The organism is Dactylosporangium sucinum (assembly GCF_014647515.1).
GTDB classification, from domain to species: Bacteria; Actinomycetota; Actinomycetes; order Mycobacteriales; family Micromonosporaceae; genus Dactylosporangium; species Dactylosporangium sucinum.
Genome location: NZ_BMPI01000057.1, coordinates 26,887 through 52,895, shown reverse-complemented (window position 1 = coordinate 52,895; position 26,009 = coordinate 26,887). Strand labels below are relative to the sequence as shown.

Here is a 26,009-nt window from a genome sequence, read left to right as displayed (position 1 = left end):
CACACCGGCACGGAGCGGGCCGCCCGGGCGGCCCGCTCCGTGCGTCCGCACGGCTACAGGTTGTACCCGCCGGAGACCTCGATGTCCTGGGCGGTGATCCAGCGGCACTCCTCGGCGGAGCTGGCACCCGTGATGATGGCGATCTGCATGGAGCCCTACCTGTTCGGTGTCGTCCGGGGTCGGCGGCAGTAGTAGACGAACGCCGGCGGTACGTTGGCCCACACCGTCCGGCTGAGCACGACCTCCTCGAACCGTGCGCGCAGCAGGCGCCGCAGCCGGCGGGCCGGCGGCGCCCAGCGCGTGTGCGTGTACGCGAAGGTGGTGAACGCCCCGTCGGGCGTGAGCGTGCCGGTGACCGCGTCGAGCAGGTCGTCCTGGCGGTCGGGCGTGAACGCCGCCCACGGCAGCCCGCTCACGATCACGTCCGCGTGCCGGTGGCCGTGCCGCGCCAGGACGTCGCGCAGGCCGCGGGCGTCGGCGACGGTGACGTCGACCCCGGGGTAGCGGGCGGCGAGGCGTTCGGCGAAGCGTGCGTTGATCTCGACGGCCAGGTGCCGGCCGCGGCCGGCGAGGCGCCGCTGGATCGCCGCGGTGAAGGCGCCGGTGCCGGGGCCGAGCTCGACGACCACCGGGGCGCCGGTGTTCGGCACGGTCGCGGTGACCACGTCGGCCAGCGCGGCGCTGCTGGGCGTCACGGCCGCGACCGTGAACGGGTCCTGGAGGAACTCGCGCAGGAACGCGGCGCGGTCGGCCGCCGGTTGCGCGGTGGTGGCGACGTGGGTCACGACGCTCCTTCGGGGTCGGGCGTGAGCTCGGAGGCGGTCTCGGAGGCGGTCTCGGAGGCGGTCTCGGAGGCGGTCTCGGAGGTGGGCGAGCCCACCACGCGGGTGAGCCAGTTGGTGCGGGCGCGGCGGGCGGCGGCCGAGACGCGGGTGTGCGGGTAGAGGGCGTCGAAGCCGTGGAAGCCGCCGGCCCAGACGTGCAGCTCGGCCTGGCCGCCGGCGGCCCAGATGCGGGTGGCGTAGGCGACGTCCTCGTCGCGGAAGACCTCGGCCGTGCCCGCGTCGATGTACGTGGCCGGCAGGCCGGCGAGGTCCTCGGCCACGGCCGGCGACACGTAGGCGGGCACGTCGGCGTCCCCGAGGTCGCCGAGGACCGACCGCCACCCGAACTCGTTCATCTCGCGGGTCCACACGCCGGGCTCGCCGGAGTACTGCCGGCTCGACGTGGTGGCGTTGCGGTGGTCGAGCATCGGGCAGATGAGCATCTGGGCGGCGATCGCGGGGCCACCGCGGTCGCGGGCCAGCAGGGTGAGGCCGGCGGCGAGGCCACCGCCGGCGCTGATGCCGGCCACGATGATGCGATCGGGGTCGATCCCCAGCTCGGCGGCGTGCTCGGCGGTCCAGCGCAGACCCTGGAAGCAGTCCTCGACCGGCGTCGTGCCGGTGGCCTCCGGCGCCAGCCGGTACTCGACCGTGACGACGACCGCGCCGAAGCGGTCGAGCCACTCGAGGGGGATGTCGATCTGGGAGAAGCGGTCTCCCATCACCATGCCGCCGCCGTGCAGCCAGTACACGCACGGCGCCGCCGTGACGCGCTCGGCGCGCCGCGGGCTGAAGATCGACAGCGGGATGCGCGCACCGTCGGGGCTCGCGACGGTGACGTCGCGAACGTCCGCGGCGCGGCCGTCGAGCAGGGCCTCGACCGGTGTCCCGGGCATCTGGCGGATCTGGGCGAGCAGTTCGGGGTTGAGGTCGGACGACAAGGGCACGCCGGCGAGCAGCGCCCGCAGCTCGGGGTCGACGCCGGGTCGGGTGACGGTCATGGTGGCTCCTCAGAACGCGGGCTTGCCGCCGACGGGGACGGTGTCCGCGTACTGCGACTCGCCGGTCAGCAGCGGCTGCAGCCGGGCGAGGAACGCCTGCGCGGCCGGACCGGCGAAGAACGCGGCGTGCGCGTCCCGGCTGGCCCAGCCCTCGGTGACGGAGACGACGTCCGGGTCGGCGGCCGAGCGGCTCACCAGGAACACGATGCAGTCCTCGTGCGGCAGGGACGGCGCGTCGAGCAGCAGCGCGACGACCTCGTCGCCCCGGCCGGGCTGCGCGGTCATGACGGCGTGGAAGCCGTGGCCGACGGTCATGGCGGATACCTCTTTCGATCGGTGGTGCCGTGATGCCGTCCACTGTTCGGCGTCGCCCGGCCGCGCTCATCAGTCATATGTCCGCGGCCTCGCCGGCCGCTGCCGCCGGTGACCTACCCGGCTGCGGCCGTTAGGTCGTTTGACAGATGTACCGTCAGCGGCCGTGCCCGACGATCGACGGCATGACGGGGCGCCTACCGGCCGGCCGGGTCGGACGACAGCGCATCCCGCAGCCCGGCGCGGGACGCGACGCCGAGCTTGGGGAAGATCCGGTAGAGGTGCGCGCCGACGGTGCGATGGGAGAGGTACAGCTGGTCGGCGATCTGCTTGTTGGTGAGGCCGCCGGCCGCCAGCCGGGCGATCTGGAGCTCCTGCGGGGTCAGCGTGGCCGGGCCGCCCGACGGCACGTCGGCCAGCCGGTACTTCGTGGCCCGCAGCTCGGCGTGGGTGCGCTCCAGCCACGGGTCGGCGCGCATCGCGGTGAAGCCGTCCCGGGCCGCGAGCAGGTGCCGGCGGGCCCGCGCCGGCGACCGGGTCCGGCGCAGCCGCTCGGCGAGGGCGAGGCGGATCCGCGACGCCTCGAACAGCCACCGGTCCGCGGCGGGACCGGCCAGCAGGGCCTCCAGCCGGGAGGCCGCCGCCCCCGGCTCCCCGTCGCCGGCCTCGTTATCGGCCTCGCCGTCGACCTCGTCGTCGACCAGGAGTTCGGCGCCGGCCTGGAGGAGGGCCATCCGGCTCGACATCGCGGCGACGCCGGCGGCCCGCATCGCCGCCACGTGGGCTCGGGCCTCGGCCGCGCGGCCGGTCCGCACGGCCGCCTCGACCAGGTCGAACATCACCCACGTGCAGTGCGGCACGTGCGAGGCGAGCACGCCGGGCGGGCTCATCGCGGCGGCGTGCAGGAACGCGGCCTCCCAGTCGCCGCGGCCCGCGGCGGCCAGCGCCCGCGGGTGGTGGGCGAACAGGGCGGCGGCCGAGACACCGCGGGGCAGCGCCCAGTGGGTCATGTCGTCGGCGAGGGCGTGCGCCTCGTCGAAGCGGCCGCGGCCGGCGGCGACGATCGCCCGGTTGTACAGGAAGTACCACGTGAAGAACGAGAAGCCGGTGTCGGTGCAGACCTGCTGGCCCTCGACCGCGAGCTGCTCGGCCTCGTCCCACCGGCCGGTGAGGTAGTCACCCAGGCACAGGTGCATGAGGGCGCCGACGTGCCGGCGGGCGGTCCCGCCGTCCCGCCCCTGCCGGACGAGCCGCCACGAGGGCTCGCGGCTGTCACTCAGGCGGTCCACGTACACCGAGGCGGTGCCGATCCGGACGATGCGGCTCGGGTCGGCCTCGTCGGGCAGCCCGTCGAGGACCGCGTCGACGTGCGGCAAGGCCGCCGCCGCGGTGCGCACCGGATCCGGGAACGTCTTGCTCGCCAGGGCGAGCAGCTCGGGCGGCTCCGGCCGCAGCCGGCCCAGCGCCCGGTAGAACGGTTTCCAGTGCTCCTGGGTTCCGCCGTACCACGACAACAGCAGCAGCGTGTGCATGGCCTCGATCAGCGCGGGATCGTCGGCGCGGTAGCCGTGCTCGCCGGTCTCGATCGCGCCGACCAGCAGGCGGTGGGCGGTCCGCACGTCACCGTCGCCGTTGAGCATGAGGAAGACGGCCGCGTTCGCCGCATGGAGCGAACCGGCGGAGTCGGGCGCCGCCCGGCGCGCGTCGATCAGCAGCATCTGCGCGTCGTCGACGGTGCCGCTCGCCTCGGCGCCGATGTACGCGGCCTCGGCGAGCCGCCGCGCCCGTGCGGTGTCCGTCGGGCTCAGCTCGGCCGCCCGGATCAGCGCCTCCACGGCGGCGAACGCGTCGCCGCGCAGCATGACCCGGTGCGCCGCGCGTTCGAGCAGCTCCGCCACCGCCTCGTCCGGGCCGGCCGCGGCCGCCGCCAGATGCCACGCCCGGCGCTCCGCGTCGTCGGGCAGGACACCGGCGAGCGCGACGTGCGCGTTGCGGCGCTCCTCGTGCGTGGACATCGCCACGACCGCGGAGCGGATCAGCGGGTGGCGGAAGACCAGGCGGGCCGTCGCGTCGTCGACGTGGACCAGCTGCGCCCGCTCCGCCGCAGCGAGGTCGGCGAGGCCACCCCCGTCGTCCTGGCCGCGTCCGTCGAGCACGGCGCGCAGGGTCCGCACGTCGCCGGTGCCCTCGAACGTCGCCAGCAGCAACAGCCGGCGGGTCGGCTCGGGCAGGCCGGCGATCCGCGAGGCGAACATCCCCTGGAGTCGCTCGCTGAGCGGCACCACCTCGGTCGGACCGGCGCTCAGCAGCGTGGACGGCAGTTCGGTCAGCGCGAGCGGGTTGCCCTGGGCGAGGTCGAGCAGCCGCTGCCGGAGCCGGGGCGGCAGCTGCGGCACGGTGGCGTCGACCAGCTTTCCGGCCGCGTCGGCGTCGAGCGGCCCGACGACCAGGTCGACCAGCCCGCGCGGGTCGACGAAGCTCACCGCACCCGTCCGGGCCGAGGCCAGCAGGCCGGCCCGGCTGCCCTCCAGGCGGCGGGCGATGAAGCCGAGCGCCACCGCGCTCGCCCGGTCGATCCACTGGACGTCGTCGACGAGCAGGAGCACCGGGGCCTCCGCGGCCACCGCCGTGACGAGCAGCAGCGCTGCGTTGCACACCAGCAGCGCGTCCGGCGGCGGGCCGGCGCCGAAGCCGAGCGCCACCGCCAGCGCCTCCCGCGGGCCGGGGGCGAGCCGCTCCAGGTCCGCGTGGACCGGCAGCAGGAGCTGGTTCAGCGCCGAGTAGCTGACGTCCGCCTCGAACTCGGAGCCGGACGCCCGCAGGACCCGCATCCCGTCCGTGCGCGCGAGCCCGGCCGCGGCGGCCAGCAGCGCCGACTTGCCGGCACCGGGCTCGCCCCGGACCAGGCGGGCGCCACCCCGCTCCGGCAACCCGGCCAGGAACGCCGTCAGATGCTCGAGCTCGGCCTGGCGGCCGTACAGTTCGTTGTCGGCCACACCAACCCCAGAGCGACAGTCGCGGTACCGCCCCATGAAAACAGCCGCCGAACCGGAGCCGCTTGCCCAAAGCTCGCGATCTTCGGCTCGATCCTGTCGAACGGGGCCGATGGGTGGCGCGCGCCGCGTTCTACACTCACGTATGGTCCTCGACGAGCTGTCCAGCCTGCTTGCCCGGCACGCCCGCCCGGACCTGACGACCGCGATCGACAACCTCTTGATCATCAGGGCGGATCGGCCGTATCCGCCGAAGCCGGTCGTCTACGGGCGGGTCCTCGCCGTGGTCACCCAGGGCACCAAGTGCCTGGCGTTCGGTGACCGCGTGTACGAGTACCGGGCCGGGCAGTATGTCGTCGCCTCGGTCGACCTCCCGGTGAGCAGCCACTTCACCGAGGCCACCCCGGCCTCCCCGGGCCTCGGCGTCGGGCTCAACCTCGACCCGGCCGACGTCGCGGAGCTGCTGCTGCAGGTCGGGCCGGGCGACCTGCCGGCCATCGGCACCGACGCCCCGGCCGGCCTCGCCGTCAGCGACGCCTCGACCGAGCTGCTCGACGCCCTCCTGCGGCTCGTGCGGCTGCTCGACCGGCCGCGCGACATCCCGGTGCTCGCGCCGATGGCCAAGCGCGAGATCCTCTGGCGGCTCGTCACCGGCGAGCAGGGTCCGGCGGTGCGCCAGCTCGGCCTGCCCGACAGCAGCCTCAGCCACGTGGCCCGGGCGGTCCGGTGGATCCACGCCAACTACACGCGGCGCTTCCTGGTCGAGGACCTGGCCAGGATCGCGGGCATGAGCGTCTCGGCCTTCCACCGCAACTTCCAGGCCGTCACCGCGATGAGCCCGATCCAGTTCCAGAAGCAGATCCGGCTCCAGCAGGCCCGGCTCCAGCTCGCCGCGCAGACCGGCGACGTGACCGCCGTGAGCCGCCGGGTGGGCTACGACAGCCCGTCGCAGTTCAGCCGCGAGTATCGCCGCCAGTTCGGCGTGCCGCCCAGCCGGGACGCCGCCCAGCTGCGCACCGCCGACCTGTCCGCATCCTGATCCGTCGAACCGGGACGGACGGCGACGACCGCATCCGGCGCCTCGCCGCCCGAGGATCAGCCGCCCTTCTGCTGACCGACGCCGCCGGGCTGCGACCCGGCGGTCGTGCCGGCGCAGGCGGGCACGGTGAGCAGGAGCGGGAGGAGCAGGAGCAGCTTACGGCGCATCGATCCCCCTCAAGGCTGGTTGCCTGAGAGGACGCCGCGGGGCGGCCGGATGGTTGGCGGTGCCGCGCTACGTCGAGCAGGTGTCGTAGAGGTCCAGCAGCCGCATCCGGGTGGCCTGCATGCGGGCGACGACGACCTGCATGAGCCGGGTCGTCAGGTCGTAGCCGAGCTCCGGCTCGTCGGCGCACAGCCTGCGGATGCCCGGCCCGTCGAGGGTGACGGCCAGCACCGGCTCGGGCGCGGTGGCGCCGAAATGCCAGCGGTACGGCGGGAACAGCCACGACCAGCCCAGCACCTGGCCGGCGCCGATCGACTCGACGACGACGCGGCCGCGGCCCGGGACGTCGGTGTCGAGGTCGACCCGGCCCTCACGGATCAGCCAGAACCGGTTGGCGGTGGCGCCCTCGTTGAAGATGCGGGCGCCGGCGTGGAACACCGCGCGGTGCGAGTAGTGTGCCATCCGCGCCAGGTACTCCCCGGGGATGCCCGCCATGAACGGGTGCGCTGCCAGCAGGTCGTATGCGGTGATCATGGATGTCGCCTCCCTCGGCGCGGTGTCCGGGCTCTCCCTCCAGGAAACCGGGTCCGTGACCGCTTCTCCAGGGTCGTCCGGCCCGGGACTGCGGGGCCGGACGACCTGTCCGGCTACGCCGGTGCGCCGGTGCCCTCGTCGCGATGTGGCGGCGGGCCTCCCGGCAGCGGCAGCGGGAAGCGCAGCGCCCCGAGCGCCGTGCCGGCCGCCGTCGCGGTCAGGACGATGCCCCAGGCGACCGGGCCCAGCGGGCGGCAGCCGAAGAACTGGCTCAGGCCCGGGGTCTGCACGACCCCGACCAGGGTGGCGGCCGAGGCGCCGGCCGCGCCCAGGACGATCGGGTCGCCGCCCGACAGCAGCGCCGTCTGGCCCAGCTGCGCGCCGACGAGCGAGGCGAGGGCCACGGTGCTGGCCCGGGCGTTCGTCCCCGTCGCCTTCGCCGTCAGCCAGGCGCCCGCGGTCGCGGCCGAGGTCGCGACCGCGCGGCGGACCACGTTGCCGGTCAGCGTCCGGCCCAGCGAGGCCTCCGGCCCCTCGCGGACCAGCTGGTCGGGGCTGACGTGCTTCGGCGGGCGGGCCGCGACCGTGATCGCGGGCAGCAGGTCCGTCATCAGGTTGACGAACAGGATCTGCCGCGTGTTGAGCGGCGGCGTCGCCGAGACGAGCGAGCCGCCGACGGTGAACAGGATCTCGCCGAGGTTGCCGCCGAGCAGCAGCGCCAGCGACTCGCGGACCGACGCCCACATGGCGCGGCCCTCGACCACGCCGTCGACGATCGTCTCGATCCGGCCGTCCATCACGATGAGGTCCGCCGCCTGGCGGGCCGCCGCCGTGGCCTGCTCGCCGAGCGCGATGCCGACGTCGGCGAGGCGGATCGCCGGGGCGTCGTTGGCGCCGTCGCCGGTGACCGCCACGCTGTGCCCGGCCCGGTGCAGCGCCTCGACCACCGCGACCTTGTGGGCCGGGCTGACCCGGGCGAACACCGACGCCTTCGACACCAGCGCGTCGACGAGCGCCTCGTCGCCCGCGGCGCCGTCCAGCTCCGGCCCGGTGACCACGGTGCCCCCGTCGAGCAGGCCGAGCTCGGCCGCGACCGCCGCCGCCGTGCTCGGGTGGTCGCCGGTCAGCATGAGGATCCGGATGCCGGCCCGGCGCAGCCGCTCCACCGCCTCGGCCGCGCTGGGGCGGCTCGGGTCGGCCAGCCCGAGCAGGCCGAGGAACTCCATGCGTTCGACCCGCTCGTCGTCCAGCCGGCCCCGCGCCGACGCCGCTCGCTCGGCGATCGCGAGCACCCGCAGGCCCTGCCGGGCCATCCGGTCGACCTCCGCCTCGATCTCCTGCCGGTCGGTGCGCGTCAGCGGGCGTACCTTCCCGTCGGACCGCCAGCTCACGCAGCGCGGCAGCGTGATCTCCGGCGCGCCCTTGACGCTGATCACCTGACCGGCGTCCGCCGCGCCGAGCACCGCGTGGAAGCCGCGGACCGGCTCGAACGGCAGCTCGCGGACGGCCCGCCAGCCGTCGGCGGCCTCGTCGGTGCCGACGCCGGCGGTCGCGGCGCCCGCCACCACCGCCTGGTCGGTCGGGTGCGGGAGGGCCTCGCGCTCGTTGGGGGCCGGGCTGGCGCGCAGCGCGGCGGCGAGGATCTCCCGGTGCCGCGGCGTGAGCCGCTCCAGCGGCAGCCGCGAGCGGCCGTCGGAGACGCTGCGCAGCGCGATGCGGCCCTCGGTCAGCGTGCCCGTCTTGTCGAAGCAGATCACGTCGGCCCGGCCGAGCGCCTCCATCGACCGCGGGTCGCGGACGAGGATGTTGCGCCGCGACAGCCGGCGGCTGGCGCTGAGCTCGGCCGCGGTCGCGATGAACGGCAGCCCCTCCGGGATCGCCGCGACCGCGAGCGCGACGGCGTTGTTGACCGACTCGGCCAGCCGGCCCCGCAGCAGGCCGGCGGCGAGCAGGGCCGCCGCCGACGCGCCGGCCGCCGGCAGCGACGCCTTCGTCAGCTCACGCAGCCGCTGCTGGACCCCGCTGCGCGGCGGTTCCCGGAGCGCGATGAGGGCGTTGCGGCCGGCCTCGGTCTGCGCGCCGGTCGCCACCACGACGCACACGGCCGATCCGGCGGCCACGGTGGTACCGGCGTACACCATGCTGGTGCGCTCGGCGATCGCCTCCGCCCGCGCGGCGGCGGTGCTCTTGGCGACGGGCACCGACTCGCCGGTGAGCGGCGACTCGTCCATCTCCAGCCCGGTGGCGTCGAGGAGCCGGCCGTCCGCCGGTACCGCGTCGCCGGGCTCCAGCAGCACGACGTCGCCGGGGACGAGCTCGTCGATGCGCCCGACCCGGTCGACGCCGGCGCGGCGCAGCCGGACCGTTGGCGCCGCCTCGCTCACCAGCCGCTGCAGCGCCCGCCGGGCCGCCGCGTCCTGGATGCCCGACAGCACCGCATTGGCGAGGATGACGGCGAGGACCAGCACCGCGTCGGTCGTCGCCCCGGTCGTGGCCGACACGCCGGCCCCGGCGGCCAGCGGCAGGGTCAGCGGCGTGTCGAGCTCGCCGACGATGGTGCCGAGCACCCCCCGCCCGGCCGGCGCGTCGGCGGCGTCCGTCGTCGCGCGCTCCTGCCGGCGCTGCTCGGCGTCGGCCTCGTCGAGCCCGTGCGGCGTCGTGCCCAGCGCCCGCATGACCTCGGCGACGGGCAGCGCGTGCCAGGCGACGTCGACGGCCGGGGTGGGCGGCGTGCGGCGGGACAGCCCGCGCACCGACCACATCGCGCCGGCGATGTTCGCCGCTTGGGCGATGGCGGTGGCGATCGAGGTCCGGCGCGCGCCGGCCTCGGTGACCTCGGCGAGCCCCAGCAGCGCGCCCGCCACCGAGCCCTGCAGCGCCACGTGGGTGCTGCGCCGGCTCACGGCGCGGGCCAAGGCCGCCGCCTCGAGCAGCAGCCAGGCCGGCTCCAGGCCGGGCCCGCCCATCAGGTGGGCGCCCCAGGGCGGCCGGCGGTCCTCGTGCAGGACGCCGAACCCGCAGTCCGCCGCGGCGAGCGCGGCGTCGTTGCGGCCGCCGACCAGCACCACCACGCGCCCGTCGGCCTGCAGCGCGCGGATCGACCCGGCGAGGCGCGAGCCGCCGGGGACCGTGCCGTCCGCGGGGACCCGGCGGCGCACGTCGGCCGGCGCGCCGGCCAGCAGGACCCGGCCGACCCGGCGGCCGGCCGCGATCACGGCCGCGGTCAGCGGGTCGAGCGCGTCCTCCACCAGCACAACGGCGACGGCGGTACCGTCGCGGGTGAGCACGTGCAGGACGCCGCGGCTCCCGTCGTGCGCGCGGGCGTCCTTCAGGACGGGGTCCGGGATCGAGTGCTCCGCATGGCGCAGCTCGGTGAGCGCCCAGCCGTCGTCCGAGTCGACCGGCGGGGTGCCGACCTGCCGTGCGGCGGCCTCCCAGGCGGCCTCGACCGTTCCCTCGACGGGCGCCACGTGCGTGATGACCCGCTGGTCGCCGGTCAGGACGTCGGCGTCGATGACGATCGTGTCGACGCGGTCGAGCCGGCGCAGCGCGGTACGGTCGCGGACGAGCACGTCGCGGCGCGCGAGGAGCCGCCCGAGGCCGCCGGCGAACGCCTCCTGTCCGGTGTGCGCGGGAGCGGGCGCGCCGGCCATCAGCACCCGGGCCGCCCGGCGCACGCCGCTGGGTAGCTGCGTCGCCGCGGCGGCGAGGAGCAGCGTCACCGTGCTCACCCGGCGCGTGTACCGTTCGACCGGCCCGTCGGGCAGCTCGACGGGCCGGTCGCCGCCGGCCCTCGCGGCCCGGCTCGCGGTGGCGGTGCGGGTCAGCTCGCCCGACCGGCGCTGCCAGGTGTCGCGCTGCGCCGACATCTCCCGCAGCAGGATGCCGCGCAGGCCCGCGTCCGCGAGCAGCGACAGCTCGGCCTGGCCCGCGGCGTTGATCGTCGCGCCGAGCGCGGAGACGAGGAGGTCGGCCTCGTGGCGGCCCAGCACCCGGCGCAGCCTCGACCGGACGCCCGGTATGTGGTCGACCAGCGTGACGAGCGCGGTCAGCTCGCGCGCCGCCGCGGGCAGCCGCAGCTGGCGGGCCACGAATGACCCGGCGGCGCCCAGGACGTCGGCGGCCAGCGTGACCCGTTGCCGTGACTCCGCGTCCAGGCTGGAGGCGCCGTCGGCCAGGAAGCCGGACTCGGCCTCCGTGACGGCGTCGACGAGATCGCCGAGGTCGACGCCGCCCTCGTCGTAGCTGACGATCAGCCGGCCGAGCGCCGCGTTCCACGCGGCCCAGTCCACGCCGCGCAGCGCGGCGACGGTCTCCTCGACCAGCCGCCCGTGCTCTGCGGTGACCAGGCCCCGCCTGGCGCCGCGAATCTCGATGTGCGCGAAGCCGTCCCGCGCCCAGGCCTTCCGCCGGCCGCGGGACGGCCGGTTTCCGCTTCGCGCGGTCACCCGCTGGTAGCGGTGCGGCGACGTTCGTGCGTCGCCACCCACACCCCTGCCGCGGCGGCGAGGGCGACCGGCCACTCGAGGACGCCGAGGACGGCCAGCGCCCCGACGCCGCCGTAGTACAGCAGCCGCCCGGGCCGGGGCTCCACCGCGGCCCGGACGCGCTCGACCGCCGAACCCATGCGGGCGCCCGAGCCCATGTGGACGACCGGCACCTTCAGGTGTGGCATCGGCACGTCTTCCCAGGTCACCAGCTCCTGGTCGGGCGCCTGTGCCGTCTGCCGGGGCTTCGGTGCGGGCTTCTGTTCCACCTTCTGCGTAGCCTTGGCCGGCGTCGCCGCTTTTCGCGCCCTGGACGGCCGCTGGTTCGCGGTCTGTGTCCCACCGGCCCGCGGACGGGTGCGCGTACGTGTCTGCGTGGTTGTCGTCATGGGTCAGTACCTCCAGAAAGAAGAGGCTTACCCGGCGCTCATACGATCAACCCACGGACGGGCCAGCGGATCGGGTGACCCGCGACCCGCTTCGGTTCAGGCGGCCGCGGGGCGGCTGAAGAGGCGGCGGACCGCGACGACGACGAGCGAGACGAGCAGAGCGCTGACCACCTCGACCGCGATGGCGGAGAGCAGAGCGGACATCTTGTTTCCTTCCAGTCGTTGCCCGCGGAAATCTAGGAGCGCCAGTTGAACATGGAATGAACCGCCGGACAAGAGTGATGTTGTTGTTGCTGCTGTTTCTAGCTCCGCGGGCTGCGCCCGCGGTTTGGTGCGGCTCCCCGACTCACGCTCCCCGTGGTGCTTCTTGTTCCGCGGGCTGCGCCCGCGGTTTGGTGCGGTTCCCCGACTCACGCTCGCCGTGGTGCTTCTTGTGCCGCGGGGTTCGCCCGCGGTTGAGTCGGGGTTCGCGAGCCGGCGCGCTCGCACGCGCGGCTTTCTGGCTCCGCGGGGTTCGTCCGCGGTTTTGTGGGGTTCCATCCCGTGCCCCCAAGCGGCTTGGGCGACGTGCTGGAGGGCGCGTTGAACCTAGCGGTGTGGGGTGGGTGCTCTGGGGCGGGGGTCAGCGGGGTGCTGGGTTGCGTTTTGCGGTGATGAGGGTGCGCAGGCGGGCGATTGGCCAGGTGTTGACGACGTCCTCGGCGGTGAGCCAGGCGCGCTGCGCCGTGCCGATGCCGTAGCGCAGGTGGTCCAGGTGCACGGGTGCGTGCGCGTCGGTGTTGATGGCGAATCGCGCGCCGTGGCGCTTCGCCCGGAGGATGAGCTCGTCGGGCAGGTCCAGCCGATCCGGGAAGCTGTTGACCTCCAGGATGGTGCCCGTGCGGGCGGCGGCGGCGAACACCGCGTCGAAGTCGGCGTCGACGGGTGCCCGCTTGCCGATCAGCCGGGTCGTCGGGTGGCCCAGGATGGTGACGAACGGGTTCTCGCACGCGCGGATCAGCCGCCGGGTCAGCTGCTCGGCGGGCTGCGCGAAGTGGGAGTGCACCGACGCGACGCACAGGTCGAAGCCGGCCAGGAACCGGTCCGGCCAGTCCAGCTCGCCGTCCGGGCCGATGTTGAGCTCCGTGCCGTGCAGCAGGACCGGGCCGCCGGCCGACTCCAGCTCCCGCAACGCCCGGCGCTGGGCGAGCATCTTCTCGTCGGTCATCCGCTGCATGGGCATGTTCCTGGCGTGGTCGGTGACCGCGTAGTACTCGTAGCCCCGGTCGCGTGCCGCGGCGACCATGTCGGCCAGCGACGCCACGCCGTCGGTGAGGTCCGTGTGGGTGTGCAGGTCGCCGCGGATGTCGGCCGCGGTCACCAGCGCCGGGAGTGCGTGGTCGCGGGCCGCCTCGACCTCGCCGCGGTCCTCGCGCAGCGGCGGCGGGACCCACTGCAGCCCGAGCCGCTCGTACACCTCCTCCTCGGTCGCGGACGCCACGAGGCTGCCGTCGTCGACGCGGAAGAGCCCGTACTCGGACAGCTTGAACCCGGCCCGGACAGCGATCGCGCGGATCCGCACGTTGTGGGGCTTGGATCCGGTGAAGTACTGCAGCGCCGCGCCCCACGAGGCGAGCGGGACGACGCGCAGGTCGACCTGCAGGTCACCGACCAGCCGAACCGAGGTCTTCGTCGGCCCGCCGGCCAGCACCTCGGCGACCATCGGCAGCCGGACGAAGGCGTCCATCAGCGGACCCGACCTGGTGGCGGCGGCGAGGACGTCGATGTCGCCGACCGTCTCGCGGAACCGGCGCAGCGAGCCCGCCCACATGCACCGCCGGCATCCCCGCACGCCGCGCAGCGCCTCCACGACCTGCTCCGCCGCGTCGGTGGCGACCGACAGCAGCACCCGGCCGTGGCTGCGCTCCAGCAGCTCGATGCCGTGCAGGATGTTCTCGGCGGTCCGCTCGCCGAAGCCGCGGTGGCCGGACAGCTTGCCGGCGACGATCGCGTCCCGCAGCTCGTCGACGGACGTGACACCGAGATCGTCGTGTAGCTGCACGGCCCGTCTCGGGCCGAGGGTGGGAATCCGGACGAGTTCGGGCACGCCGCTGGGCACCTGCAGCCGCAGCGCGTCCACCGCGGCCACGTGCCCGTCGCGCAGGTACTCCGTGATCTTGTCGGCGATTGACGCGCCGACGCCCCGGATCTGCCGCAGCTCGCCGGCGTCCATGCTCGCCACGTCGGACGCAAGGCCGCCGACCGCACGAGCCGCCTTCTCGTACACCCGGCTCTTGAACTGCTCACCCCCGGTGATGGTCAGCAGATCCGCGTACTCCTGCAGCAGCGCCGCGACGGCGTCGTTGGCCCGCGCCATTGCACCAAGTCTAGGCGGCGGACCCGTCGGCGACGCGCCCGGAAGGACGGCGTGCGCTGGTCTGCGACCACACCCGCTGGAGGCTGCGGTAGTCGGTCACCGTGATCCCCTCCTGCCGGAGGAGTTCACGGGCCTGCGGCGAGGTCAGGAACTCGTAGTCGGTCCGGCGCACGCGCCAGCCGCCAGGATCGAGCGCCTGCGACTCATCGTCGCCCAGGCCGGGATGCACCGCCCATACGCTCAGGCCAACCGGCAGGTCGCGGAGCAGCTGCGCGTATCGGGCCGACTTGCCGTCGAGGTCCAACCGGAAGCTGTCCAGGAAGTCGTGATCGACGACCGGCAAACCACGCCGCCGCGCCCGCCGGCGCCCTGGATCGAGCCAGACCCGCATCGCCAGGCCGTACTCCTCGGCCAACGCAAGGGTCAGGTCGAAGATGTCGGCGCGTCCGCCGTCGGCCAGGCAGTGCCAGTCCAGGTGGGTCGGCGTCAGCCCGGCGTCGATCACGGCGTCGACCTGCGCGCGGAACTCGAGCTCCACCTCGTCCGGGCGGGCCCGGGCGAGCAGCTCGGCAACCTCAGCCGGCGTGAACAGCTCGCCCGTCTCGCTGAGCAACGAGGGCACCTGCTCCCTCGCGGTCAGCGGCCCCCACCGGTGGTGGGTCGTGTCGCACAACAGCGTGAGGTGGATCCCGAACGGGATCTCCGGCTTTTCGCGCAGCAGACGCATGGCATGCGGCGCGCCCGGGCACGGCACCATCAGGCTGCACGAGCTGGCGATCCCTTCCTCGATCGAGGCGACGACGGCGGCGTTGATCCCGTGGTACATCCCGAAGTCGTCGAGGTTGATGATGAGCATCCGGGCATCGGCGGGGTAGCCCAGCAGCTCAGTTGCCGCAGGTTCGAAGGCACGTCCATCCATGCCGTCAGTGTGCATGGGACGGTCGTATGGGATGGCTCCATTTCCCGTGGGTATCCGTGCACGGCGGACGGGCCGGACGTCCCGGACGCGCGGGACTTTGGTGTTGCGGGGCGGCCCCGCACCGGACGACGGTGGAACTACCAACGGTGGTCCCGCCGGAACCCCCGGGAGGTGATTCCGATGCGCACCGCGAGGGAGATCCTGGCGAGGGCGCGCACGATCGCGGTCGTCGGAGCGTCGCGCGACCCGCTGAAGCCGGCGCACTGGGTGCCGAAGACACTGCAGGAGCAGGGGTGGCGGATTGTTCCGGTCAACCCGTTCGCGAGCGAGGTGCTCGGCGAGCGTGCGTACGCGCGGCTGGCCGACATTCCCGAACCCGTGGACGTCGTGAACGTCTTCCGGCCCGCACGCGAGGCGCCCGAGCTCGTCCGGCAGGCGGCCGCCGCCGGCGCTCGCGCGGTGTGGCTGCAGCCGGGCATCGCCAGCGCTGCGGCCCGCCGGCTGGCGCACGACGCCGGTCTGGACTACGTCGAGGACTGCTGCATCGGCGCGCAGCGCGCCCTGGCGCAGATGGTGGCCGGCGGCGCGACGCCCCGTCCGGTCGTGTACCGGGGCCTGTACCCGCCGCAGCCCCAGCCGGACGATCGCGCGCCGAACCAGCACTTTCGCATCGTCGTGGCGGGCGGGACGCAGCGGGCGGTGCGGCTGTCGGCCGCGGCGCCGTGGTGCGTGCCGAGCCACCGGGCGAGCTGCCGGTCGGCGCCGACCACCTGGACCGATGGCCATGTCGAGGCCCGGATGCGCCGGGTCCGCAGCCGTCGCGCGGGGTCGTAGCCGCCGCGGCGAGCCGGCTGCCTGGGGGAGGTCAGCATGACGGCGAGCTTCCGGTTGGGGCGTGTCGCCGGCGTCGAGGTCGGCGCGAACTGGAGCGTCCTGATCGTCTTCGTGCTGCTCGCGTGGCTGCTGGCGGCCGGACGGCTCCCGGCCCGGTACCCGGGCCGGCCCGAGTGGGCCTACGCCGCGGCCGGGCTGCTGGCGGCCGTCGTGTTCCTGCTGGGCCTCCTCGCGCACGAGGTGTCCCACGCGGTACTCGCGCGGCGCAACGGCATCCAGGTGGAAGGCATCACGCTGTGGGTGTTCGGTGGTGTGGCCCGGTTGCGGGGGGAGCCGTCCACCCCCGGCGCCGACGCGCGCATCGCCGGGGTCGGCCCGCTCGTCAGCCTGCTGCTCGGTCTCGGCTTCGCCGGGGTCGCGGCGCTCCTGGCGACCGCCGGCCAGACCGGCCTCGTCGTGGGCACGGTGAGCTGGCTCGCCGGGATCAACCTCCTGCTGGCCGTGTTCAACCTGTTCCCGGCGGCGCCACTGGACGGCGGGCGGCTGCTGCGGGCCGGGCTGTGGAAGTGGCGCGGCGACCGCGCCTGGGCGGCCAGGGCGGCCGCGAGGACCGGCCAGGCGTTCGGCGCGCTGCTGATCGCGGCCGGCTTCGTGCAGCTGGCCATGGGCGCCGCGATCGGCGGGCTGTGGCTGCTGCTCATCGGATGGTTCATCGTGTCCGCCGCGATCGGTGAGCGGCGCGAGGCGGAGCTCGGCAGCAGGCTGTCCGGAGTCCGGGTGGCCGACGTCATGACACCGCATCCCGTCACGGCGCCGGCCGACCTGACCGTGGCCGACTTCGTCGACCACTACCTGTACGAAGCGCGGCACTCGGCGATCCCGGTCGTCGACGAGGCGGGCCCGGCCGGCCTGGTCACACTGGCCCGGCTCCGGCGCGTGCCGCCGCAGGAGCGGGCGAGCACCAGGCTGCGCGCCGCGGCCTGCCCGATGAGCGAGGTACCCGTGGTCGGGCCGGACGAGACGGTCATGGATCTCATGCCACGCCTCAGCAAGAGCCCGGACGCGCGAGCGCTGGTGGTCCGCGACGGCGAGCTCGTCGGTGTCGTGTCACCGGCCGACGTGCGGCGCGCCGTCCAGCGCGCCGCACTGCGCCGGGCCGAGCGGTGAGGAGACCTGCTGATCATGAACGAGAGCCCGGTCGTCGTCGGCGTGGACGGCACTGCGCATTCGCTGGTGGCCATGCGGTGGGCCGCCGCCGAGGCGGCGCGGCGGCGGGTGCCGCTGCGCGTGGTGCTCGCCTACCACTGGCGCGCGCCCTGGTCCGCCTTCGCGCCGGGAACGGAGCTGGCACACACCGCACAAGAGCTCGCGGACATCCAGGCCGATGCGTTCGGCCGGGAGGCCGCTGCCGCGGCGCCCGGTGCCGACGTCCACGCGACGGCCACGCTCGGCCGGCCCGCGGAGACGCTGCTCGCGGCAGCCGCCTCGGCCGGGCTGCTCGTCGTCGGCACCCGCGGGCGGCGGACCACCACCGGCACCGTGCTCGGCTCGGTGAGCCAGCAGGTGGCCACGCACGCCACCTGCCCGGTCGCCGTCGTCCGGGGCCGCGCCAAGCCGGACGGCCCGGTGCTCGTGGGCTTCGACGGCTCCGAGCCGGCACGCCTGGCGCTCGAGCTCGCGTTCCTGGAGGCGGCGGTCCGCGGCTGCGGCGTGAGCGCGGTGCGCACCGTCGACACGAGCGTCGGACCGCCGGCGATCGGCGCGCCACCGCTGCTGTTCGACGCGGCGGAGGTCCGCCGGGCGCTGTTCGAGGAGGCGGCCGAGGAGGTCGCCACGACCGCCGTGCGCCACCCGGGCGTCGCGTGGGACTTCCACGGCCTCACCGGCGACGCCATCGGCGCGCTGGCCCGCCGCTCGCGGCAGGCGCAGCTGGTCGTCGTCGGCAACCGGGGACACGGCGGGTTCGCCGGGCTGCTGCTCGGCTCGGTCAGCCTGCGGCTGCTGCACCGGGCGGACTGCCCGGTCCTGATCGCCCGCGCCTGAGCACTGGCGCCCACCCGTCAGGACCGGTGGGCGATGAGCACGGGTGCGTCGGCGTGTTCGAGCACCTGCAGCGGCACGGAGCCCAGGTTGAGGCCGTCGAAGCCGCCGTGCCCGCGGGCGCCGACGACCACCATGAGCGCCTCGCGCGCCTCGTCGAGCAGCAGCGGTACCGTCCCACCGCGCATCACCCGCTGCCGGACCTCGACGGCCGGGAACTTCGCCAGCCACGGTTCGAGGTCGGCGGCGAGCTCCCGGCGCGCCGTCTCCGCCAGCCGGTCGGTGTCCGTGCGGCGCCCCCACCGGTGGGCCGGCTCCAGCCACGCCCGCGTGGCCGTCAGCCCGACGCCCCGGGAGGCGGCCTCCGTGAACGCCAGCTCCAGGGCCGCCTCGCCGCCGGCGGACCCGTCGGCGCCGACCACGATCGGCTGATGGCGGGGGAGCTGCGCCTCCGGGCCGGCCCAGCGTTCGGCGTGGTGCACCACCAGCACGGGGCAGTGGGCGTGCGCGGCGACCTGCAGGCTCACCGAGCCGAGGAGCAGCGCGCGGAACCCGCCGCGGCCGCGGCTGCCGACGACGACGAGGCTCGCGTGGCGGGACTGCTCGACGAGCATCGAACCCGGGCTGCCGTGGCTGGTCGCCGTGGTCACGTCGAGGCCGGGCTGCCAGTTGCGGGCCTCGGCGGCGGCGTCGAGGACGAGTCGCTGCTCGTCGGGGAAGGCCTCCTCCTCCTGGACTACGGGAACCTCCAGGGCGTGCACGATCCGCAGCGGCTGGCCGTGGCGCAGGGCCTCGTCGGCCGCCCAGCGCACCGCGCCGAAGGCGGCCGGCGAGCCGTCGATGCCCACGACCACCGGACGTCGGATGACGTTCATGATGCCTCCTCGGGCTTCGGGATGATGCCCTGCGTGGCTTCCTGATCTCAAGCGTGCGTCAGCTGCCGCACGTAGGCGTCCGGCTCCGCGCCGACCCGGGCCAGCCGCAGCTTCACGTCCACCGCGGTGCAGCCGCGCGGCCCTGCGAGCACCGGATTGAGGTCGAGCTCCGCGACCTCGGGAAGGTCCTCGGCGAGGCGGCCCAGCCGCAGCAGCAGGTCCTCCAGGGCCGCGGTGTCCACCGGCGGCGCCCCGCGGTAGCCGGTCAGCAGCGCAGCACCGCGCAGCCCGCGCCACATGGCGGCGGCGTCGCGGTCGGTGAGCGGGAGCAGGCGCAGCGAGCTGTCGCCGAGCAGGTCGGTGTGCACCCCGCCGAGCCCGAGCATGACAACGGAACCGAACCGCTCATCGTGGACCACCCCGGCCACGAGCTCGACCCCCGCCGGGGCCATCGGTTGCACGAGGACCTCCGGGCGGGCCTGGCCGAGCGCCCCGCCGATCGCGCGGTACGCCCGGCGGACGGCGGCCTCGTCGGACAGGCCGAGCCAGACGGCCCCGATGTCGGACCTGTGCACGATGCCCGGTGCCGCCGCCTTGACGGCGACCGGGTAGCCGACCGCGGCGGCGCGCCGGACCGCGTCGTCGGCGCCGGTGGCGGCGACGGTCTCCACGACCGGCACGCCGTAGCACCCCAGCAGGGACCGGGCCACGTCCGCCGGTTGCCAGCCGTCACCGGTCGCGAGCGTCCGCCGCACGACGTCGCGGGCGGTCTCCGCGTCGATCCCCGGCAGGACCGGCCGGCTTCCGGCCGGCTCACGGCGCCAGGCCGCGTAGTGGGCGGCCCGGCCCAGCGCGAGCACCGCCGGCTCCGGGAGGTCGAACACCGGCACGCGTCGGACGCCGATGTTCGCGGGGACGTCGGGCAGCCCGACCGCGACGACCGCGACCGGCAGGTCCGGGCATTCGTCGACCGCCGCGGCCAGCGCCGCGAGCATCGCGGCGCCGTCATTCGCACGGGTGGCGACGAACGTCACGACCAGCAGGTCCGCCCCGCCGGACTCGGCCACGGCCCGGATCGCCGCCGCCATCGCCTCCGGGGTGGCCTCCGCGCCGAGGTCGATCGGGTTGTCGCCGGCCCGTCCCGGCAGGGTGAGCGTCGGGAGGGTGAGCCGGGCGGTACCGGCGGCGTCGGCGACCAGCACGTTGAGCCCGCCCGCGTTGCCCACGACCGCGAGCCGGGAACCGGCCGGCAGCGGCTGGTCGACGAGCACCCGTGCGGCGTCGAGCAGTTCCCCGAGCGTGTCGGTGCGGATGACGCCGGCCTGCGCGAACAGCGCCCCCACGGCGGTGTCCGGCGCGGCTGCGGCGGCGGTGTGCGACGCGCCGGCCCGCAGGCCTCCCTCCGAGCGGCCGCTCTTGACCGCCAGGAGCGGCTTGCGGCGGGACAATGCCCGCGCGACCCACGCGAAGCGGCGCGGGTTGCCGAAGGACTCGACGTACAAGGCGACGGCGCGGGTGGCCGGGTCGTCGCACCAGTAGGCGAGCAGGTCGTTGCTGCTGACGTCGGCCTTGTCGCCGAGGGACACGAAGCTGGAGACACCGACGCCGCAGCGGGCGCTCGCGTGCAGGATCGCGATGCCCACCGCGCCCGACTGGGACGCCACCGCGAGCCCCCCGGCGAGCGGCGGTGCCGGCGCGAACGCCGCGTCGAGGCGTACCGCCGGGTCCATGTTGATCACACCCAGGCAGTTCGGCCCCACGATCCGCATGCCGTGCCGGCGGGCCGACGCGACGAGGTCCCGTTTGGCGGCCCGGTCCAGCCCGGCGCTGAGCACCACGGCTGCGCGAACGCCGGCGTCGCAGCACTGCCGCACCACGTCCGGGACCTGCCCGGCCGGCACGGCGATGACGGCGAGGTCGACCGGCGACCCGATCGAGGCCACCGTCGGGTGGGCGGCCATCCCGCATACCTGATCGGCGTGCGGGTTCACCGCGTACAGCGAGCCGGTGAAGCCGCCGTCGCGCAGCGCCGCCAGCACCTCGTGCCCGACGCCGCCGGCTGCCCGCCCGGCGCCGACAACCGCGACGGACGCGGGCGCGAGCAGCGGCCGCAGCGACCGGTGCGCCGCCGTGCGGTCCCGGGCTCCGACCGCGGCCAGCGCCGCATCGTCGGGGATGGTCGGCACGGTGATCCGCACCGCGCCGCAGACGAAGCGGCCGGCCGAACCGGGCGCGATGTCGCGACCGACCTTGAGCATGGCGGCGTTCTCCGGGAGCACGTCGCCGACGAGCTCGGTGATGCCGGCCCGCCGGGCGGCGGCCGCGAGGTGCTCCAGCAGGAGCGTGCCCAGGCCCTCGCCGTGATGCTCGTCGGCGACGACCAGCGCGAAGTCCGCCTGGTCCCGGCCGACCCGCTCGTAGGAACCCGCGGCGAGCACGCGGCCGCCCTCCTCGACGAGCACCCCGACATGATCGGCGTCCGGGGCCCGGGTGAGCCGGCGCACCTCGGCGTCCAATGCCGCGCCGGCGCAGAAGAAGCGCAGGTACCGGCTCCGCGGCGACAGCCGCTGGTACAGCGCGAGCAGGGCGGGCGCGTCGTCGGGCCGGATGGTCCGGACGTGGACGATCCGGCCGTCCATCGTGAGGCAGTCGGTGGCTTCCATCGCGGTACCCCCCTCCTGTCCATGGTGACCGAGGTCTGGACGAGCCACATCGGCCGAAGGTCACTGGACGCCCGGGCCTGCCGCCTCCTCTTCGACGAAGCGGAGGAGTTGCAGGGCCTCAGCCACCCGGCGCGGAGCCGGTGTCGTCCAAGGGGTACGTCAGGCGGCTCACGACGTCCACCACGCCGTCCACGGCGCGGACCATGCCCACCACGGATTCGGCCAGCGACCGGCGGTCCAGCTCGCCGTCGAGGTACACCACGCCGTGCCGGACGTCGACCGTCACCTCGGTCGGCGCGATCCACAGCAGCGTCTCGAGCACTCCCCGGACGACCTCGTGGCGGATCGCGTTGTCCGGGCGCAGGAACACCGTGAGGAGATCCCGGCGGGAGGCGATGCCGACGAGCCGGCGGCCCTCGTCCACGACCGGCACCCGCTTCACGCCGGCCGCCTCCATCATCCGCGCGGCGGCGGTGACCGGCATGCCGGCCGGGGCGGTCACCGCCGGCGCCGTCATCAGGCCGGCCGCCGTGCAGGCCGCGGCCTTCACCCGGGCGGCGCGGCCGACCGCCGCGGCCGGTGTGCCGGCGAGCGCGGCCGGATCGGTGTCGGCGAACTCCAGCTTGCGCAGCAGGTCGGCCTCGGAGACGACGCCGAGCACCCGGTCGCGCCCGTCCACGACCGGGACGGCGCTCACGTGACGCTCGGTGAGCAGCCCGACGATGTCGTCGAACGTCGTGTCCTCGCGCACCGTGACGACGTCGCGGGTCATGACATCGGCGAGCGTCCGGTGGGCCATCGCGAGTCTCCCTCCGCGGGGTGAAACGGCTCATCGCTGGGGCTGGGACGCGAGCGGGAACTGGACGACCTCGCCGGGGCCCAGGTCGGTGGTCTCGCCCCGGCAGCACAGCCGGATCGGCGGCGAGCGGCCGTCGCCGGCCGTCACCCGCACGGTGTCGCCGCTGATCGACAGGGTGATCCGGTGCCCGCGGTACTGGATGTCGAACTCCAGCGCGCCCAGGTGGCGCGGCCAGTAGGGATTCAGCAGCAGCGCGCCGTCGCGGGTCTCCACGCCGGCGAAGCAGCGCTGCAGCACGTCCACCGACCCGGCCATCGCGGCCAGGTGGATGCCCTCCGCGGTGGTGCCGCCCTGGATGTCGGCGACGTCGCTGCCCAGCGCCTCGACGAAGTACCGCAGCGCCTCCGTGCGGTGGTTGCGGGCGAGGACCCAGGCGTGGACGACCGCGCTCAGCGTCGAGCCGTGCGCGGTGCGGGCCAGATAGTACTCGACGTTGCGCGGAATGGCGTCGGCCGGCAGCGTGTGCCCGAGCCGGCCCAGCAGCTCCCCGAGCTCGTCCGCGGAGAACAGGTAGAACAGCATCAGCACGTCGGCCTGTTTCGACGCCTGGTACCGGTTCGGGGTGTCGCCCTCCAGCTCGAGGATCCGGTCGAGGCGGCGCAGGTCGCCGTAGCGGTCGCGGTACGCCGGCCAGTCCAGCTCGGCCAGGTCGCCGTAGCCCTCGAACTGGTCGATGATCCCGCCGGGCCGGACGGGCACGTACATCCGGCGGGAGATGTCCTCCCAGCGCCCGGGCTCGGCCGGGTCGAGGTGCAGCGCCTCGGCCAGTTCGGCCCGCCGCTGCGGGGGGAGCGCGTCGAGCACGTCCAGCGCCCGCAGCAGGACCCACACCGTCAGGACGTTCGTGTAGGCGTTGTTGTCGATGCCGGGGCGGTCGGTGCCGGGGTAGCCGGTGTGGAACTCGTCCGGGCCCATGACGCCGCGGATGACGAACCGGTCGCGGGTGCCGTCGTACTCGGCCAGCGCGGCGAAGTACCGCGCGATCTCGATGAACATTTCGGCGCCGTAGTGGCCGAGGAACTCGAGATCGCCGGTCACCTGGAAGTACTGCCACACGTTGTACGCCACCGCCAGGCCGACGTGCCGCTGGAGGCTGGTGACGTCCGGGATCCAGCGACCGGAGAGCGGATTGAGGTGCAGCCGCTGGCTCTCCTCCCGCCCGTCGCTGCCGGACTGCCACGGGTACATCGCACCCGCGGATCCGGCGGCCGCGGCGGCGGCGCGGGCCCGGGGGAGGCGCCGGTGGCGGTAGCGCAGCAGTGCCCGGCTCAGCGTCGGCAGGCGCAGGTTGAGGATCGGGAAGACGAACAGCTCGTCCCACAGGACGTGCCCGCGGTACGCCTCGCCGTGCAGTCCCCGGGCCGGGATGCCGGCGTCGACGTCGACGCTGTGGTCGGACACGGTCTGCAGCAGATGGAACAGATGCAGCCGTACCACGGGCAGCGCGGGACTCTCCGGGCCGCGCAGCGCGAAGCGGAAGCGCCGCCACAGCTGCCGCCACGCCAGCCGGTGCTCGTCGAGCAGCGTGCCGAAGCTCGGCAGCCGGGCCAGGTGCTCCCGCGCCTCGGCGGACGGCTCGCTGATCGCGCCGTCCCGCGAGGTGTACACGGTGACCAGCTTCTCGACCGTGACCCGGCGGTTGGCGGAGACCCTGACCGTGATCTCCTGCTCCGCGCCGCTCTCGCCGCAGCAGCCGGCGACGCCGGCCGCCCGGCCGCCGGTGAACGCGCGGGTGCGGGCGGCCTGCGCGACGCGGACGTGGGACTGGTTCGTCTCGACCGAGCACGCGACGCCGTCCGCGGCGAGGGGGCCGGCGGCCAGCAGCGTCAGGTGACGATCCGAGAGCCCCCGGTAGCGCTGCACCCCGCGATTGCTGACGGCGGCGTCGAGTCCGGAGCGGACGGTCAGCGTCCCGGACCAGTCCTCCGGGGTGAGCGTGACCTGCAGGCCGCAGACGTGCGGGTCACGCATGTGCACGAACCGCCGCTGGGTCACCGCCGTGGTGCGACCGGCGTCGTCGCGGACGCGCAGGCGGCGCGACAGCACGCCGCCCCGCAGGTCGAGCTCGTGATGTTCGTCGAGGACCTCGGCGCCGGGCCGGCCCAGCCATGGCCCGTCCTCAGCCCGGAACGTGAACGGCAGCCAGTTCGGCAGGTTGACGAGGCTCTCGTTCTCGACGTGCTCGCCGCCCACGGTGTCCGGCAGGCGGTTGTAGCAGCCGGCCGCATACGTCCCCGGATAGTGCACGCCGTCGGCCTCGCACTCCGGCACGGCGCCCCGGGTCGCGAGGTAGCCGTTGCCCAGCGTGCACAGTGCTTCCCGCAGTCCCTCCCGGGACGGGTCCGCCCCGTCGAACCGGAACGTCCACGCGTCCATCGACTATCGGCGCAGATGCACTGGTGCGTCGGTGACGGCCCGGATGTCGGCCGCCGCCGCGAGGAGCACGCGATGACCCAGGTCGGTCAGCGCCCGCGCCACGGCCACCTCGTCGCCGATCTCCGGGATGTCCTCGTCCGCGGGGTTGAGGCGGGCCTCGCCGTACCCGCTGAGCTGGGTGGTTTCGTTGATCTGCAGCCGGGCCTCCGCGTAGGTCCGGCCGTCGGTCTCGCCGATGTGGACGTCGACGGTCCAGTCTTTCGCCGTTACCATGCCGATCTCCTCGTCGTTCATCCGACGTCGATGGCCTCCGATGCCGGGCGCCGTGGGCTCTCCGGTGGTGGTCCGGCGTCGCCGGTCGTGCCGGTCCGCAGGACCAGCTGGGGCTGCGCCGTCGGCTGCAGGAGGCTGCGCAGCAGCATCCGCGCGCCGGGGACCTCGATGACGTCGCTCATCGGCGAGACCGCCAGGCCCTCGACGGTGGCGCGCAACCAGACCGCGCTGGTCGCCTCCCCGGCAGCGAGCCAGGCGACGAGATCGTCGCCGGCCGTGGCCACGACCAGGTACTCGGCCGAGCGGTCGTCACCGGGTCCCGGCTCGAGCGCGGCGTCGGCGCCGAGCCCGAAGTCGCGCGTCGGGACCGGCCGGGGGCTCGGCTTCGCCACGGTCTGCGGCGGCACCCCGTCGTCAGCGCCGCCCGACGTCCACTGCCGCAGCTCGGCCGCCTTGACCTGGTCCCGGGCGGCGGCGGTCTGCGCGCCCCGAGCGGCGTACCGCAGGTAGGTGACGTCCCCCGGGCTGAGCGTGTACAGCAAAGCGTGCTCGGCCTCCGCCGCCGACCGCAGCCCCGCGATCACGTCGGCCGGCACCCGGACGTCGGTGGCGAACGGCCGCCGGTCGGTGCGCCGCAGCCGGATGCTCTGGTAGGTGCGCATGGCCGTCGCCGAGGGCGGATGTGCCCGCCCCACCTGCACGTGGGCGAGCAGCCAGGGCTGGTGCGGGTCGGGCCGGCGGTGCACCACCGGCTCGTACCCGGATGCACGCAGCGACACCCGGGCGTGGTGCAGCGCCGCGCCGCAGCTGATGATCATGAGGCGCCAGTACGGATCGGCCGCGTGCAGCTGCCGGGACCGATCGACGAACAGCTCCAGCGTGTCGTCGTGGACCCGCCAGTGCCAGGGCTGGGTGTTCAGGATGGACGGCGCGAGCAGGGCGTCCTCCGCGGCCCGGTACAACACGCTCGCCACGGGGTCAGTCGTCACAGCCGCCTCCGTGCATGCAGTCGGTCGTTGCTGACTCCTTCCCCCGGCATCGGCGTTCACACCACCGATGGTGTGCGGGGT

18 protein-coding genes and 1 pseudogene are annotated in these 26,009 nt (G+C 74.9%); 4 read left to right on the top strand and 15 right to left on the bottom strand.

What is annotated here, in order from left to right:
- Positions 1–155 precede the first annotated feature (155 nt).
- The 4 genes from IEZ31_RS41055 to IEZ31_RS41040 all read right to left on the bottom strand — a co-directional run bounded on the left by IEZ31_RS41055 (position 156) and on the right by IEZ31_RS41040 (position 5,133).
- Positions 156–785 (bottom strand): class I SAM-dependent methyltransferase, encoded by a 630-nt coding sequence (locus IEZ31_RS41055; RefSeq protein WP_229836471.1) that lies wholly within the window; start codon positions 783–785, stop codon positions 156–158.
- Positions 782–1,825, bottom strand: a complete 1,044-nt coding sequence (locus IEZ31_RS41050) for an alpha/beta hydrolase (RefSeq protein WP_190255529.1) — start codon at positions 1,823–1,825, stop codon at positions 782–784. The genes IEZ31_RS41055 and IEZ31_RS41050 overlap by 4 nt, the downstream gene beginning before the upstream one ends.
- 9 nt (positions 1,826–1,834) lie before the next feature.
- The gene (locus IEZ31_RS41045; RefSeq protein WP_190255528.1) at positions 1,835–2,140 is read right to left on the bottom strand and encodes a putative quinol monooxygenase; all 306 of its coding nucleotides are present in this window, start codon (positions 2,138–2,140) and stop codon (positions 1,835–1,837) included.
- A gap of 194 nt (positions 2,141–2,334) precedes the next feature.
- Positions 2,335–5,133 (bottom strand): ATP-binding protein, encoded by a 2,799-nt coding sequence (locus IEZ31_RS41040; RefSeq protein ID WP_229836468.1) that lies wholly within the window; start codon positions 5,131–5,133, stop codon positions 2,335–2,337.
- 142 nt (positions 5,134–5,275) lie between these two features.
- Between IEZ31_RS41040 and IEZ31_RS41035 the strand changes: the two genes are divergently transcribed.
- Positions 5,276–6,169 (top strand): AraC family transcriptional regulator, encoded by an 894-nt coding sequence (locus IEZ31_RS41035; protein WP_190255526.1) that lies wholly within the window; start codon positions 5,276–5,278, stop codon positions 6,167–6,169.
- A gap of 234 nt (positions 6,170–6,403) precedes the next feature.
- Here the strand turns inward: IEZ31_RS41035 and IEZ31_RS41030 are convergent, their stop codons facing one another.
- The 5 genes from IEZ31_RS41030 to IEZ31_RS41010 form a co-directional block, all read right to left on the bottom strand.
- Positions 6,404–6,868, bottom strand: coding sequence for a cyclic nucleotide-binding domain-containing protein (locus IEZ31_RS41030; RefSeq protein ID WP_229836465.1), 465 nt, complete (start codon positions 6,866–6,868; stop codon positions 6,404–6,406).
- 113 nt (positions 6,869–6,981) lie between these two features.
- Positions 6,982–11,316, bottom strand: a complete 4,335-nt coding sequence (locus tag IEZ31_RS41025; RefSeq protein WP_190255525.1) for an HAD-IC family P-type ATPase — start codon at positions 11,314–11,316, stop codon at positions 6,982–6,984.
- Complete coding sequence (locus IEZ31_RS41020; RefSeq protein WP_190255524.1) at positions 11,313–11,624, bottom strand: hypothetical protein; 312 nt, start codon at positions 11,622–11,624, stop codon at positions 11,313–11,315. The genes IEZ31_RS41025 and IEZ31_RS41020 overlap by 4 nt, the downstream gene beginning before the upstream one ends.
- Before the next feature lie 742 nt (positions 11,625–12,366).
- Entirely contained in the window at positions 12,367–14,100 is a 1,734-nt protein-coding gene (gene polX, locus IEZ31_RS41015) for a DNA polymerase/3'-5' exonuclease PolX (protein WP_190255523.1), read from the bottom strand.
- A 10-nt stretch (positions 14,101–14,110) separates the two neighbouring features.
- Positions 14,111–15,019, bottom strand: coding sequence for a polysaccharide deacetylase family protein (locus IEZ31_RS41010; RefSeq protein ID WP_229836463.1), 909 nt, complete (start codon positions 15,017–15,019; stop codon positions 14,111–14,113).
- A gap of 180 nt (positions 15,020–15,199) precedes the next feature.
- Here IEZ31_RS41010 and IEZ31_RS57255 point away from each other — a divergent pair.
- The 3 genes and pseudogenes from IEZ31_RS57255 to IEZ31_RS40995 form a co-directional block, all read left to right on the top strand.
- Positions 15,200–15,604, top strand: a pseudogene (locus IEZ31_RS57255) (CoA-binding protein); the annotation flags it as partial.
- Between the two features lie 285 nt (positions 15,605–15,889).
- Positions 15,890–17,020 carry a site-2 protease family protein gene (locus tag IEZ31_RS41000; RefSeq protein WP_190255520.1) on the top strand — a complete coding sequence of 377 codons (1,131 nt, stop codon included), beginning with the start codon at positions 15,890–15,892 and terminating at the stop codon, positions 17,018–17,020.
- A gap of 15 nt (positions 17,021–17,035) precedes the next feature.
- Entirely contained in the window at positions 17,036–17,896 is an 861-nt protein-coding gene (locus tag IEZ31_RS40995) for a universal stress protein (RefSeq protein ID WP_190255519.1), read from the top strand.
- A gap of 17 nt (positions 17,897–17,913) precedes the next feature.
- Here the strand turns inward: IEZ31_RS40995 and IEZ31_RS40990 are convergent, their stop codons facing one another.
- The 6 genes from IEZ31_RS40990 to IEZ31_RS40965 all read right to left on the bottom strand — a co-directional run bounded on the left by IEZ31_RS40990 (position 17,914) and on the right by IEZ31_RS40965 (position 25,928).
- A complete protein-coding gene (locus IEZ31_RS40990; RefSeq protein WP_190255518.1) occupies positions 17,914–18,768 on the bottom strand; it encodes a universal stress protein in 855 nt (284 codons plus the stop codon).
- Positions 18,769–18,815: 47 nt separating this feature from the next.
- Positions 18,816–21,431, bottom strand: a complete 2,616-nt coding sequence (locus IEZ31_RS40985) for a bifunctional acetate--CoA ligase family protein/GNAT family N-acetyltransferase (RefSeq protein ID WP_190255517.1) — start codon at positions 21,429–21,431, stop codon at positions 18,816–18,818.
- A gap of 118 nt (positions 21,432–21,549) precedes the next feature.
- Positions 21,550–22,230 carry a CBS domain-containing protein gene (locus tag IEZ31_RS40980; RefSeq protein WP_190255516.1) on the bottom strand — a complete coding sequence of 227 codons (681 nt, stop codon included), beginning with the start codon at positions 22,228–22,230 and terminating at the stop codon, positions 21,550–21,552.
- Between the two features lie 30 nt (positions 22,231–22,260).
- Positions 22,261–24,666 (bottom strand): glycoside hydrolase family 65 protein, encoded by a 2,406-nt coding sequence (locus IEZ31_RS40975; RefSeq protein ID WP_190255515.1) that lies wholly within the window; start codon positions 24,664–24,666, stop codon positions 22,261–22,263.
- A gap of 3 nt (positions 24,667–24,669) precedes the next feature.
- The gene (locus IEZ31_RS40970) at positions 24,670–24,939 is read right to left on the bottom strand and encodes a DUF1876 domain-containing protein (protein WP_190255514.1); all 270 of its coding nucleotides are present in this window, start codon (positions 24,937–24,939) and stop codon (positions 24,670–24,672) included.
- A 17-nt stretch (positions 24,940–24,956) separates the two neighbouring features.
- On the bottom strand, positions 24,957–25,928 hold the full coding sequence (locus tag IEZ31_RS40965; protein ID WP_190255513.1) for an Acg family FMN-binding oxidoreductase: 972 nt from the start codon (positions 25,926–25,928) through the stop codon (positions 24,957–24,959).
- Positions 25,929–26,009 lie beyond the last annotated feature (81 nt).

Coding starts and splice junctions, on each gene's coding strand:
- IEZ31_RS41010 (WP_229836463.1), bottom strand. CDS start 15,019: ATGGATGGACGTGCCTTCGAACCTGCGGCAACTGAGCTGCTGGGCTAC.
- IEZ31_RS40975 (WP_190255515.1), bottom strand. CDS start 24,666: ATGGACGCGTGGACGTTCCGGTTCGACGGGGCGGACCCGTCCCGGGAG.
- IEZ31_RS40990 (WP_190255518.1), bottom strand. CDS start 18,768: ATGAACGTCATCCGACGTCCGGTGGTCGTGGGCATCGACGGCTCGCCG.
- IEZ31_RS40985 (WP_190255517.1), bottom strand. CDS start 21,431: ATGGAAGCCACCGACTGCCTCACGATGGACGGCCGGATCGTCCACGTC.
- IEZ31_RS40995 (WP_190255519.1), top strand. CDS start 17,036: ATGAACGAGAGCCCGGTCGTCGTCGGCGTGGACGGCACTGCGCATTCG.
- IEZ31_RS40980 (WP_190255516.1), bottom strand. CDS start 22,230: ATGGCCCACCGGACGCTCGCCGATGTCATGACCCGCGACGTCGTCACG.
- IEZ31_RS40970 (WP_190255514.1), bottom strand. CDS start 24,939: ATGGTAACGGCGAAAGACTGGACCGTCGACGTCCACATCGGCGAGACC.
- IEZ31_RS41035 (WP_190255526.1), top strand. CDS start 5,276: ATGGTCCTCGACGAGCTGTCCAGCCTGCTTGCCCGGCACGCCCGCCCG.
- polX (WP_190255523.1), bottom strand. CDS start 14,100: ATGGCGCGGGCCAACGACGCCGTCGCGGCGCTGCTGCAGGAGTACGCG.
- IEZ31_RS41045 (WP_190255528.1), bottom strand. CDS start 2,140: ATGACCGTCGGCCACGGCTTCCACGCCGTCATGACCGCGCAGCCCGGC.
- IEZ31_RS41000 (WP_190255520.1), top strand. CDS start 15,890: ATGACGGCGAGCTTCCGGTTGGGGCGTGTCGCCGGCGTCGAGGTCGGC.
- IEZ31_RS41030 (WP_229836465.1), bottom strand. CDS start 6,868: ATGATCACCGCATACGACCTGCTGGCAGCGCACCCGTTCATGGCGGGC.
- IEZ31_RS41050 (WP_190255529.1), bottom strand. CDS start 1,825: ATGACCGTCACCCGACCCGGCGTCGACCCCGAGCTGCGGGCGCTGCTC.